General features: G+C 70.1%; 11 protein-coding genes and 2 pseudogenes. All 13 read right to left on the bottom strand.

The genetic code is table 11. From position 1 onward, the window contains the following. Positions 1–48 precede the first annotated feature (48 nt). A complete protein-coding gene (clpC1, locus tag NF20_RS01000) occupies positions 49–2,580 on the bottom strand; it encodes an ATP-dependent protease ATP-binding subunit ClpC (protein WP_019684762.1) in 2,532 nt (843 codons plus the stop codon). 337 nt (positions 2,581–2,917) lie between these two features. Next, the gene (lsr2, locus tag NF20_RS00995) at positions 2,918–3,256 is read right to left on the bottom strand and encodes a histone-like nucleoid-structuring protein Lsr2 (protein ID WP_003875617.1); all 339 of its coding nucleotides are present in this window, start codon (positions 3,254–3,256) and stop codon (positions 2,918–2,920) included. A gap of 143 nt (positions 3,257–3,399) precedes the next feature. Next, positions 3,400–4,899 (bottom strand): lysine--tRNA ligase, encoded by a 1,500-nt coding sequence (gene lysS / locus NF20_RS00990; protein WP_023900339.1) that lies wholly within the window; start codon positions 4,897–4,899, stop codon positions 3,400–3,402. A gap of 46 nt (positions 4,900–4,945) precedes the next feature. Then, entirely contained in the window at positions 4,946–5,761 is an 816-nt protein-coding gene (locus NF20_RS00985) for a type III pantothenate kinase (RefSeq protein ID WP_003875614.1), read from the bottom strand. 2 nt (positions 5,762–5,763) lie between these two features. Continuing rightward, on the bottom strand, positions 5,764–6,195 hold the full coding sequence (panD, locus tag NF20_RS00980; protein ID WP_003875613.1) for an aspartate 1-decarboxylase: 432 nt from the start codon (positions 6,193–6,195) through the stop codon (positions 5,764–5,766). Beyond that, a complete protein-coding gene (panC, locus tag NF20_RS00975; protein ID WP_003875612.1) occupies positions 6,195–7,121 on the bottom strand; it encodes a pantoate--beta-alanine ligase in 927 nt (308 codons plus the stop codon). Before panC ends, panD begins: the two co-directional genes overlap by 1 nt. Then, positions 7,118–8,029: a Rossmann-like and DUF2520 domain-containing protein gene (locus NF20_RS00970; RefSeq protein WP_033713050.1), complete on the bottom strand. Its 912-nt coding sequence runs from the start codon at positions 8,027–8,029 to the stop codon at positions 7,118–7,120. Before NF20_RS00970 ends, panC begins: the two co-directional genes overlap by 4 nt. A gap of 115 nt (positions 8,030–8,144) precedes the next feature. Further along, positions 8,145–9,529 (bottom strand): annotated as a pseudogene (locus NF20_RS00965) (DUF6779 domain-containing protein). Positions 9,530–9,616: 87 nt separating this feature from the next. Next, the gene (locus NF20_RS00960) at positions 9,617–10,093 is read right to left on the bottom strand and encodes a DUF3180 domain-containing protein (protein WP_003875609.1); all 477 of its coding nucleotides are present in this window, start codon (positions 10,091–10,093) and stop codon (positions 9,617–9,619) included. After that, on the bottom strand, positions 10,093–10,641 hold the full coding sequence (folK, locus tag NF20_RS00955; protein ID WP_019733358.1) for a 2-amino-4-hydroxy-6-hydroxymethyldihydropteridine diphosphokinase: 549 nt from the start codon (positions 10,639–10,641) through the stop codon (positions 10,093–10,095). Before folK ends, NF20_RS00960 begins: the two co-directional genes overlap by 1 nt. A gap of 52 nt (positions 10,642–10,693) precedes the next feature. After that, entirely contained in the window at positions 10,694–11,095 is a 402-nt protein-coding gene (folB, locus tag NF20_RS00950) for a dihydroneopterin aldolase (RefSeq protein ID WP_033713048.1), read from the bottom strand. Beyond that, positions 11,088–11,914, bottom strand: a pseudogene (gene folP, locus NF20_RS00945) (dihydropteroate synthase). The gene folB and the pseudogene folP overlap by 8 nt, the downstream one beginning before the upstream one ends. Then, positions 11,911–12,525 carry a GTP cyclohydrolase I FolE gene (gene folE, locus NF20_RS00940; protein ID WP_003877099.1) on the bottom strand — a complete coding sequence of 205 codons (615 nt, stop codon included), beginning with the start codon at positions 12,523–12,525 and terminating at the stop codon, positions 11,911–11,913. Before folE ends, folP begins: the two are co-directional and overlap by 4 nt. Between the last annotated feature and the right edge of the window lie 3 nt (positions 12,526–12,528).

Raw genomic sequence — 12,528 nt, 5'->3', positions numbered from 1 at the left:
AAAACGGGCGGCAGTCCCGGAAGACCACCGCCCGTTTCCGTTGATGCGCTACTGCGGGTCGGCGCTGTGCGCCCCGGCCTTGGCCAGGTCCGGCTCGGCCGGCGGCTTGCGGGTACCGGTGAAGGTGAACACCGCGTCCTCGCCGGCGCTTTCGCCGTCCCAGTTGTCGACGTCGACCGTGACGATCTGACCGGGCCCGACCTCCTCGAAGAGGATCTTCTCGGAGAGCTGGTCCTCGATCTCGCGCTGGATGGTGCGCCGCAGCGGGCGGGCACCCAGCACCGGGTCGAAGCCGCGCTTGGCCAGCAGGGCCTTGGCCTTGTCGGTGAGCACCAGGTCCATGTCCTTGCTCTTGAGCTGGCCGGCGACCCGGGTGATCATCAGGTCGACCATCCGGATGATCTCGTCGCGAGTCAGCTGGTGGAAGACGATGATGTCGTCGATGCGGTTGAGGAACTCCGGGCGGAAGTGCTTCTTCAGCTCGTCATTGACCTTCTGCTTCATCCGCTCGTAGTTGTTCTCACCGCCACCCTGGGTGAAGCCCAGGCCGACCGGCTTGGAGATGTCGGACGTGCCGAGGTTCGAGGTGAAGATCAGCACGGTGTTCTTGAAGTCGACCGTGCGGCCCTGGCCGTCGGTGAGCCGGCCGTCCTCGAGGACCTGCAACAGGCTGTTGTAGATCTCCTGGTGAGCCTTCTCGATCTCGTCGAACAGCACCACCGAGAATGGCTTGCGCCGCACCTTCTCGGTGAGCTGGCCGCCCTCCTCGTAGCCGACGTATCCCGGCGGGGCGCCGAACAGCCGCGAGGCGGTGAACCGGTCGTGGAACTCGCCCATGTCGATCTGGATGAGCGCGTCGTCGTCGCCGAACAGGAAGTTGGCCAGCGCCTTGGACAGCTCGGTCTTACCGACACCGGACGGGCCGGCGAAGATGAACGAGCCCGACGGCCGCTTGGGGTCCTTCAACCCGGCGCGGGTGCGGCGGATCGCCTTGGAGACCGCCTTGACGGCGTCCTCCTGGCCGATGATCCGCTTGTGCAGCTCGTCCTCCATGCGCAGCAGGCGCGTGGTCTCGGCCTCGGTCAGCTTGAACACCGGGATGCCGGTCCAGTTGCCCAGCACCTCGGCGATCTGCTCGTCGTCCACCTCGGCGACCACGTCGAGGTCGCCGGAGCGCCACTGCTTTTCGCGCTCGGCGCGCTGCGCGACGAGCTGCTTCTCCCGGTCGCGCAGGCTGGCCGCCTTCTCGAAGTCCTGGGCGTCTATCGCCGATTCCTTCTCCCGGCGCGCCTCGGCGATTTTCTCGTCGAACTCGCGCAGGTCCGGCGGCGCGGTCATCCGACGGATCCGCATCCGCGCCCCCGCCTCGTCGATCAGGTCGATCGCCTTGTCCGGCAGGTAGCGGTCGTTGATGTAGCGGTCCGCCAGCGTCGCGGCCGCGACCATCGCCGAGTCGGTGATGGACACCCGGTGGTGCGCCTCGTAGCGGTCGCGCAGCCCCTTGAGGATCTCGATGGTGTGCTCCACCGTCGGCTCACCCACCTGCACCGGCTGGAACCGACGCTCCAGCGCGGCGTCCTTCTCGATGTACTTGCGGTACTCGTCGAGCGTGGTGGCGCCGATGGTCTGCAGCTCGCCGCGAGCCAGCTTCGGCTTGAGGATGCTGGCCGCGTCGATCGCGCCCTCGGCGGCACCCGCACCGACCAGCGTGTGCAGCTCGTCGATGAACAGGATGATGTCGCCGCGGGTGTTGATCTCCTTGAGCACCTTCTTCAGGCGCTCCTCGAAGTCACCGCGGTAGCGCGAGCCCGCCACCAGCGAACCCAGGTCCAGGGTGTAGAGCTGCTTGTCCTTCAGCGTCTCGGGCACCTGGCCGTGCACGATGGCCTGCGCCAGGCCCTCGACGACGGCCGTCTTGCCGACGCCGGGCTCGCCGATCAGCACCGGGTTGTTCTTGGTGCGCCGGCTCAGCACCTGCATCACCCGCTCGATTTCCTTCTCGCGGCCGATGACCGGGTCCAGCTTGCCCTCCATCGCGGCGGCGGTCAGGTTGCGGCCGAACTGGTCGAGCACCAACGACGTGGACGGGCTGCCGGACTCGCCGCCGCGCCCACCGGTGCCGGCCTCGGCGGCCTCCTTGCCCTGGTAGCCGGAGAGCAGCTGGATCACCTGCTGGCGCACCCGGGTCAGCTCGGCGCCCAGCTTGACCAGCACCTGGGCGGCCACGCCCTCACCCTCACGGATCAGGCCCAGCAGGATGTGCTCGGTGCCGATGTAGTTGTGGCCGAGCTGCAGCGCCTCGCGCAGGCTCAGCTCAAGCACCTTCTTGGCGCGCGGGGTGAACGGGATGTGTCCGGACGGCGCCTGCTGGCCCTGGCCGATGATCTCCTCGACCTGGCTGCGGACGCCCTCCAGCGAGATGCCCAGCGACTCCAGCGACTTGGCCGCCACGCCCTCGCCCTCGTGGATCAAACCCAGCAGGATGTGCTCGGTGCCGATGTAGTTGTGGTTGAGCATCCGGGCCTCTTCTTGCGCCAAGACGACGACCCTGCGGGCACGGTCGGTAAATCGTTCAAACATCGGTGGTTACCTGCTCTCCCTCACCATCGGTACAAACCTGTTAGCGGCCCTTCTGGCAACCCTGCCGGTCCCTTGTGGCCGGAATCGCGTACCTGCCATCCACTGTAATGGTCGGCTTGCCGGCGGGCCTAACCTTGCGCCGCCTTGCTCGTAGTCGGACGTGCGCCGTCGTTGCGATGCAATCACGGCCGCGGCTGCCTGCGGCGTTGTGCGCGTAACTGAGGAAACGCCGCGGCGCGCCAATTCGTTTCCGGCGCCACCCGCCGACCATTTCGCGGCCAGCGAAACGACAAACCGGCGCCCGGACTGCACGCCCGGGCGCCGGCTGCTCCGACGGTCAGGTTGCGGCGTGGAAGGCGTCGATGACGTCGGCCGGGATGCGGCCGCGGGTCGACACGTTGTGCCCGTTGCGACGGGCCCATTCGCGGATCGCCGCGCTCTGCTCGCGGTCGATGGCGCCGCGGCCGCGTCCCGAGCCCGAGCGCCCGCGCCGGCGGCCGCCGACGCGACGGCCGGCTTCCACCCATTGCTTCAGATCATTACGAAGTTTCGCGGCATTCTTGGACGAAAGGTCAATCTCGTAGGTCACCCCGTCAAGCCCGAATTCCACTGTTTCGTCGGCTGCGCCGGCACCGTCGAAATCATCGACCAAGGTGACGGTCACTTTTTTTGCCATCGGCTTACCCTCGCATTTCGTCCTGAGCAGTTGCTGAGCAGATTGGATCGACCTCCCCGGCCACCAATCTGCCATAACAGCGCAGCATACTCAATCTGTACGGACGCCGCAGGGTTGGACTTTCTGCGGCGTTGCACTTTCAACTACGAATGCGGCCGAACGATGGGGAACAAAACTGTCTCCCGAATTGACAGCCCGGTCAATGTCATCAACAACCGGTCGATACCCATTCCCGTTCCGGTGCAGGGCGGCATCCCATACTCGAGCGCGGCGAGAAAGTCTTCGTCGAGCACCATGGCCTCGTCGTCGCCAGCGGCCGCCGCCCGCGCCTGGGCGGCGAACCGCTCGCGCTGCACCACGGGGTCGGTCAACTCCGAGTAGCCGGTGGCCAGCTCGACCCCACGCACGTACAGGTCCCATTTCTCGGTGACGCCGTCGATGCTGCGGTGCTGACGCGTCAAAGGCGTTGTCTCGACCGGGAAATCCCGCACGAACGTGGGCGCGGTGAGCGTGTCGCCCACGGTGTGCTCCCACAGCTCCTCGACGATCTTGCCGTGCCCGTAGCCGCGGTCGCGGGGGATCTCGACGCCCAGCCGCTCGGCGACGCCGAGCAGCTTTTCCACCGTGGTCTGCGGGGTGATCTCCTCACCGAGCGCCGCCGACAGCGACGGGTACATTTCTATAGAAGCCCATTCTCCGTCTATGTCGTAGACGCTGCCGTCGGGCAGCGGTAGTTGTCGGGTTCCGATGGCCTCGTCGGCCACCTCTTGAATAAGCTCGCGCGTCACCACCGCCGAATCGTCATACGTTCCGTAGGCCTGGTAGGTCTCCAGCATGGAGAATTCCGGAGAATGGGTGGAATCCGCACCTTCGTTTCGGAACACGCGATTTAGTTCGAAAACCTTATCGAAACCGCCGACGACGCAGCGCTTGAGGAACAGTTCCGGGGCGATCCGCAGGTAGAGATCGATGTCGAGCGCGTTGGAATGGGTGACGAACGGCCGCGCAGCCGCGCCCCCGGCCAGCGTCTGCAACATTGGGGTTTCGACTTCGAGAAACCCGCGCCGTTCCAAGGCGTTGCGGATCGCCCGGATCACCGCGATCCGCTGCCGGGCGACCGTGCGCGCCTGCGGGCGCACGATCAGGTCGACGTAGCGCTGCCGCACCCGCGCCTCTTCGCTCATCTCCTTGTGCGCGACGGGCAGCGGACGCAACGACTTGGACGCCATCCGCCACGAGTCGGCGAGCACGGACAGTTCGCCGCGCCGGGAGCTGATCACGGTGCCGTGCACGGAGACGATGTCGCCCAGGTCGACGTCGGCCTTCCACGCGTCCAGGGCTTCGCGGCCCACCTTGTCCAGGCTGACCATCACCTGCAGGGTGGTGCCGTCGCCCTCCTGCAGCGTGGCGAAGCACAGCTTGCCGGAGTTGCGCGCGAAGATCACCCGGCCGGCGACGCCGACCACGTCGTCGGTCGCGGTGTCGACGGGCAGGTCGGGGTGGGCGGCGCGCACCTGCGCCAGCGTGTGGGTGCGTTCGACGGCGACCGGGTACGGGTCGTGCCCCTCGGCGAGCAGCCGCGCGCGCTTGTCCCGGCGGATCCGGTACTGCTCGGGAATGTCGGCGTCTGGGGCGGGACTCACGACGTGCCAGCTTAAATGACGCGGCCGCCAGGCCGCGCCGACGCCGTCACCGGGCCGTTTTCAGCCGCCCGCGCTGCGCATCCCGGTTGCGTTCGAAAACCAGCCGCAGGCCGTGCAGGGTCAGGTGCTGGTCGTAGTGGCTGACGGTGTCCAGTTCGGGCAGCAGCAGCGGCGCGGTGTGCCCGGTGGCCACAATCGCGACGTCGTCGCCGCCGAATCCCGGCACGTCCTCGCGGATGCGCCCGACCAGGCCGTCGACCAGCCCGGCGAAGCCGAACACCGCGCCCGCCTGCATGCATTCGACGGTGTTCTTGCCGATCACCGAGCGGGGGCGGGCCAGCTCGACCCGGCGCAGCGCGGCGGAGCGGGCCGCGGCGGCATCGGAGGAGACCTGCAGTCCGGGCGCGATCGCGCCGCCCAGGAATTCGCCCTTGGCCGACACGACGTCCACGCAGATCGAGGATCCGAAGTCGATGACGATGGCGGGGCTTTGGAAACGGTGAAAAGCGGCCAGGCAGTTGACGATCCGGTCGGCGCCCACTTCCTTGGGGTTGTCCACCAGCAGCGGGATGCCGGTGCGCACCCCGGGCTCGATCAGCACGTGCGGCACCGACGGCCAGTACTGGTCGAGCATGAGGCGCACCTCGTGCAACACCGACGGCACGGTCGACAGCGCGGCGGCGCCGGTGAGCCGCTCCGAGTCGTCGCCGATCAAACCGTCGATGGTCAGCGCCAGCTCGTCGGCGGTGATCTCCGACTCGGTGCGAATCCGCCACTGCTGCACCACTTTTGCGTGCTCTTTGGAACCGGATATCAGCCCGACGACGGTGTGGGTGTTACGGACGTCGATGGCCAGCAGCACGGCTACCGCGCAACGATCCGGGGATCGAGCAGCTCGGCCGCCCCTGCTATCTCGAAGTCCGGCACGAATGCCGGATCGTGGCCGAGGTCGACCGGCTTGTTGTCGGCGTCGACGAAGACGATCCGCGGCTGATACGCCCGCGCCTCGGCCTCCTCCATGGTCCCGTAGGCGATCAGGATGACCAGATCGCCCGGGTGGACCAGATGCGCTGCGGCACCGTTGATCCCGATCACCCCGCTGCCACGCTCACCGGTGATCGCGTAGGTGACCAGCCGGGCGCCGTTGTCGATGTCGACGATGGTCACCTGTTCGCCCTCGAGCAGGTCGGCGGCGTCCATCAGGTCGGCGTCGATGGTCACCGAGCCCACGTAGTGCAGGTCGGCCTGCGTGACGGTGGCCCGATGGATCTTCGACTTGAGCATCGTCCGTAACATCAATTCCTCCAAGGTGATTGGGCGTATTGGCGGTCGCCGTCCGGCCCAGCGGTGCCGGCGGGTGTTTCGATCTGCATTTCGATGTTGTCCAGCAGTCGGGTGTTGCCCAGCCGGGCGGCGACCAGCAGCCGCGCCGAGCCGTGGGCGGGTGCCGGGCCCAGCCCGGCGTCGCGCAGCTCGAGATAATCGACGGTGAGCTCGGGCACGGCGTCCAGCACCGCCCGCGCGGCCCGCAGCGCGGCCGCACCGCCCAGGTGGGCGGCGTGCGCGCCGGCGGTCAGGGCCGCCGAAAGCGTCACGGCCAGTTCGCGTTGCGTGGCGTCCAGGTAGCGGTTGCGCGACGACATCGCCAGGCCGTCGGCCTCCCGCACGGTAGGCACCCCGACCACCTGCACGTCGATGTTGAGGTCGGCGACCATCTGACGGATCATCACCAGCTGCTGGTAGTCCTTCTCGCCGAAGAAGATTCGGTCGGGGCGCACGATCTGCAGCAGCTTGCACACGACGGTCAGCACGCCGGCGAAATGCGTCGGCCGGGGCCCGCCCTCCAGCTCGGCGGCCAGCGGGCCGGGCTGCACGGTGGTGCGCAAACCATTCGGGTACATCGCCGCGGCCGTTGGGGTGAAGGCGATTTCGACGCCCTCGGAGCGCAGTAGCGCCAGGTCGTCGTCCAGGGTGCGGGGGTAGGCGTCCAGGTCTTCGCCGGCGCCGAATTGCAGCGGGTTGACGAAGATCGACACCACCACCACCGAACCGGGCACCCGCTTGGCCGCCCGCACCAGCGCGAGGTGGCCGTCGTGCAGCGCACCCATGGTGGGCACCAGCATCACCCGGCGGCCGGTGTGGCGCAGCGCGCGGCTGACGGCGGTGACGTCGCCCGGGCTGGTGTAGGTGTTGAGTTCGCCCGCGGTGAAGGCGGGTTTCACGGTGCCAGCACCTCGACGACCTCCTGGGGAGCGTGTGCCCGCTGGGCGGTGCGCAGGGCGTTGACCCGATAGGCCTGTGCCAGCTCGGGTGCCACCCGGTGCAGCGCGGCCAGATGCCCGGCCACCGCGGCCGCGTCGCCGCGCGCGACCGGGCCGGTGAGCGCGGCCTGCCCGCGCTGCAGGGTGTTCTCCAGCGCGGCCCGGGCCAGCGGCCCGACGATGCGTTCGGCCAAGCCGCCGGGCTGCTCGTCGACGGTCTGCTGGCCGAGCAGTTCGCTGCCGCGCAGCGCGGCCCGCAACGCCTCGAGCGCGTCGGACAGCACCGTCACGAGGTGGTTGCTCGCGTGCGCCAGCGCGGCGTGGTAGAGCACGCGGGCGTCCTCGGCGACGCTGAACGGCTCCCCGCCCATCTCCAGCACCAGCGACTGGGCGATCGCGTAGCCGACCTCGTCGGCCGCCGTGATGCCGAAGCAGGTGTCCGGCAGCCGGCTGATGTCCTCGTCGGAGCCGGTGAACGTCATCGCCGGGTGGATCGCCAGCGGGATGCAGCCCTGCCGGGTCAGCGGCGCGAGGATGCCCACCCCGTTGGCGCCCGAGGTGTGGGCCACGATGGTCCCGGCCCGCACCGCCTCCGTCGCCGCCAAACCCGAGACCAGGCCGGCGAGTTCGCTGTCGGGAACCGCCAGCAGCAACAGCTCGGCACCGGCCGCCACCTCCGGCGGCGTGGCCACCGGGGTGTCGGGCAGCCGGCGCTGCGCCCGCTGCCGGGACGCATGGGAGATGGCGCTGCACGCCACCACGACGTGGTCCGCGCGCTCCAGCGCGACACCGAGCGCGGTGCCCACCCGGCCGGCCGAGATGATGCCCACCTTGAGCCGGGCCGGGCGCAGACCGTCGAACTGCACCATCGCAGACGACCTCACAGATTTCTGGTTCGTTCCGGTCCCACGCAGGTGGGTACCGTTCGGTCACTCGAATCCTAGTCGATCAGGTCGCATCCCCCAATGTGAGGAAGCTCCCAGCTCAGCTCTCGCGGCGCCGGCGCCGGCCGCCCTCGGACGGCTGCACCTGCAGCCGGGCCAGCAGGTCGGCCACCGACTGGCCCCCGGTGCCGGAGGCGTCCCGCACCCGCCGCGGGTCGGCCGGTTCCGGCTCCCGCCGTGCCGCGGCGTGTGCTCGGCGGCCGGCGGCGGCGCCAGCCGCGGTGGTGGGGTGCACCGGCGGCCGGTCCGAACGGCGCCGGAGCGGCCGGCGGAGGCGGTGTGGCCGCGGCGGCGGAGGCGGCGCGGGGCCGGTCCGGCCGGCGGCTCGCTGCCGGGCGCGAAGTTGCGCACCCCGTAGTCGCGGTACTCCGCGGAATGGCGCGAGCGGGCCCGGCGACCGGACTCGGCGTACGGCGGCGGGGGCACGGGCTCGACGGGCATGCCGTCCCAGGCCTCGTCGGCGCCCGAATGCCGGGCACGCCGGCGTCCACCCGTCGACTCCGCGTCGGCGCCGGCCCAGTTGCTGCCCGGTGATCCGGGCGGCAACCACTGCCCCTCGGCGCCCATGGGCTGCCAGTCGCGGCCCTGCGGCTGGGGCTGGGGTTCGGGTTGCGGTTCCGGCTGGGGCTCGCGCGGGGGTTCCGGCGGCGTTTCCGGCGGAGGTGGCGTCGCGGCGGCGGCCGGCGGGGGTTGATACCGGGGCTCGAACCGCGGCTCCGTCGGCCCCGGGGGCTCCTGGTAGCGGGGACGCTCGCGCCGCGGCGGCGCTGGCTGCTGCGGGCGGGGCGGCATCAGCGGCTCCTCGGGCACGTCGATGATGGCCGTCTCGTCGTGCCGTCCGGGCGGATGCTCCTGGGGTGCCGAGGTCACCCGATCGCTGGGCACCCAATCCACCGGCGTGTCGCGGGGGTTCTCGCCGTTGCGCTCCCACTCGCTGTACGCCCGCTCGGGTTGCGGCTCGCCCTCGAACGCCCCGAGCGCCGGGCGCTGCCCCAGGTCGGTGTCGAACAGGATTTCCAGGCTGGTCCGCAGGGCGCTCAGCTCGGCGCGCAGCTCGGCCAGGTCGTCGGCGGCCTGGGCGCGCAGCTCGGAGGCGAGCTCGCGGCGCAGCTGGGACTCTACCGTGAGCTCGTATTCGCGCCGGGCCGAGATCTCGCGGTCCAGCTGCAGGTCGTAGACCAGTTTGAGGTCGCGGACGCGGGACTGGTCGGCGTCGCTTTGGCGGCGATACAGCACGGAGACGAAAGCGCCGGCGACTGCGGCCCACAGCGCCAGGATTACAGCGAGCTTGAGGAGTTCCACCCGATTGGTGAAAACCAATGCGGAACTGGCCCCCATCGCGAGGACCAGCAACGCGGTCAAGAGCACCCAACCCGGCCTGCGGCCGCCGCGCCGGACCCGGGCGCCGCGGGACAGAACGGTCATGGCCAAACTGTACCTGCGCGAGGTCAATCAGCGTGTCGGCCGACTCCGGCGATTCTTTGCGGGTTGCCCGCCCCGTGGCCGGGTCGGTTAGGTTTCCGCGCCCTCGCCGTGCTCGCCGGAGTCCGGCGGGGATTTGCAGCAATGTTGCAGCCACAGCGCGGCGACGAGCAGAGCCAGCGCGCTGACGGCCGCCACCACCGCCCCCGAGGTGTCCTCGGCGGCCGCCCGCAGCCAGGAGCGGCGCGGCAGAAAGTACACCAGCACCCCGATCCACCAGCCCAGCACCAGCGCGCCCACCCACGCCGACGCCTTGGCCACCATCAGGCTGCGTGCCACCGCCAGCGGATGCAGCCAGCCGGGACCGGAGCCGATCTCGCCGTCGTTGATCTTGGTGCGCACGTAGCGCGCCCACAGCGCCTCGATGACGGCGACGGCCAGCAGCGACAGCCCGGTCCACACCGTGATCGGCGGAAACCACCGATACAGGCCCTGGACCAGCAGATAACCCACGACGGCAGCGCCGACCACCGCGGCCGTCAGGTCACGTTTGCGGGTGGGGCCCATCAGCTGCCCGCCCCCGGATCGGCCGGCGAGCCCGCGGGCGGTGTCAGCGTCAGGCCGGTCGGCCGGACACCGTCCCGGTCGGCCTGGTCCAGCTGGGCCAGCAGGCGGGCGACCGGTTGCGGCCCGTCGGCCACCGTCAGCCGCGCGTCCGGGTCGACGGCCAGCCAGGGGATCAGGACGAAGGCCCGCAGATGCGCCAGCGGATGAGGCAGGGTCAGGTTGTTCTCCCGGGAGATCACCTCGCCGTCGCCGTAGCAGGCGATCAGGTCGACGTCGAGGGTGCGCGGGCCCCAGCGTTCGCCGCGCACCCGGCCCGCCGCCCGCTCGAATTCCTGCGCCCGGCGCAGCCAGCCCTGGCCGTCGCAGGCCGGGTCGTCGGCGATCAGCACCGCGTTGAGAAACGGCGCCTGATCCACCCGGCCCCAGGGTTGGGTTTCGTACACCGGCGAGATGGCGCGCACCGCGCCGCCGAGCCCGTCGACGACGGACTGCAGCCGCGCCAGCCGGTCCCCCAGATTGGAGCCGATAGATAAGACAACGCGTGTCATCGGCGCCGCTCCTCAACCCCGGCTGCGCCGGCGTCATCGTCGTCGTCGCGTGTCATAGCGCCCCGCCCGCCGGGACCACCGAACCGCGGCCGCCGCGCCGCGACCGCCGCACCACCACCGCGACGTCGGCGAACTGCTGCGGGATCGGGGCCTGCGGCTTGTGCACCACCACCTCGACGGCGTGCACACGTTTGTCGTCCATCACCTGGTCGGCGATCTGCGCCCCGACGGTTTCGATCAGGTTGCGCGCCGGGCCGGTCACCACGTCGGCGGCCAACTGCGCCAGCGCGGCGTAGTCGTAGGTGTCGGCCAGCTCGTCGCTGGCCGCGGCGCCCACCAGGTCGATCCAGACCGTGACGTCGATGACGAAGTCCTGCCCGTCGACGCGCTCGTGGTCGAACACTCCGTGTTGTCCGCGAACCCTCAAGCCGCGCAACTCGATTCGATCAGCCATCGTCTCCCATCCAAGCGCCGAGCACCTTGAGCGCATCGACCGTGGCCCGCACGTCGTGCACCCGCACCCCCCACGCCCCGTGCAGCGCGGCCAGCGCGGAAATCACCGCGGTCGCCGTCTCCCGCCCGTCGGGCGGCCGTGGCGTGCCGTCGGGCCCGGCCAGCAGCGTGCCGAGGAACCGTTTGCGGGAGGCGCCCAGCAGTACCGGGATCCCGGTGGCGACCAACTGCGGCAACGCGTGCAGCAGGGCCCAATTGTGTTGTCCGGTCTTGGCGAATCCCAACCCCGGATCGATCATCAGCCGGGCGGAATCGACGCCGGCTGCCACCGCGGCGTCGACGCTGGCCAGCAGTTCCGCGCGCACCTCGGTGACCACGTCGCGGTACTGCGGCGCCGCGTGCGGGCGCTCGGCCGACACCGATCGCCAATGCATCAGCACCCAGGGCACTTTCGCCTCGGCCAGCAGCGGCGCCATCGCCGGATCGGCGCGCCCGCCGGACACGTCGTTGACGATCCGCGCGCCGCTGCCCAGCGCCGCCCGCGCGACGTCGGCGTGCATGGTGTCGATGCTCACCGTGACACCTTCTGCCGCAAGCGCTTTGACGACCGGGACGACGCGGGAGGTCTCCACGCGCGGGTCGATCCGGGTGGCGCCGGGGCGGGTGGATTCGCCGCCCACGTCGACGATGCCGGCGCCCTCGGCGACCAGCGCCAGTCCGTGTGCGACGGCCTTGTCGGGGTCGAGGTAGCGGCCACCGTCGGAGAACGAATCGTCAGTGACGTTCAAGACTCCCATTACCTGCAAGGCGCCGGACTCACTTACGCAGGATCAGGTCGAGCGCCTCCGCCCGAGAAGCCGCGTTGGTCTTGAACAGCCCGCGCACCGCCGACGTCGTGGTGACGGCACCGGGTTTGCGGACACCGCGCATCGCCATGCACAGGTGCTCGGCCTCGACCACCACGATCACCCCGCGCGGATTGAGCTTTTTCACCAGGGCGTCGGCGATCTGACTGGTCAGCCGCTCCTGCACCTGGGGCCGCTTGGCGTACAGGTCGACCAGGCGGGCGATCTTGGACAGGCCGGTGACCCGGCCGTCGTTGCCGGGGATGTAACCGACATGGGCCACCCCGTGAAACGACACCAGGTGGTGCTCGCAGGTGGAGTACAGCGGGATCTCCTTGACCAGCACCAGTTCGTCGTGTTCCTCGTCGAACATGGTGTTCAGCACGCTGTCCGGGTCGGTGTACAGGCCGGCGAACATCTCCCGGTAGGCGCGGGCGACGCGGGCCGGGGTTTCGGCCAGGCCGTGCCGGTCGGGGTCCTCGCCGATGGCGAACAGCAACTCGCGGACGGCGGCCTCGGCGCGCGCCTGGTCGAACTGCCGGACCTGGTGCGTCGCGGTGTCCGGCGCTGAACCGTTCCCGGCCATCAC

The sequence above is a fragment of the Mycobacterium sp. MAC_080597_8934 genome, assembly GCF_000523975.1.
Lineage (GTDB): Bacteria > Actinomycetota > Actinomycetes > Mycobacteriales > Mycobacteriaceae > Mycobacterium > Mycobacterium avium.
This window is presented reverse-complemented; position numbering and strand designations above follow the sequence as displayed.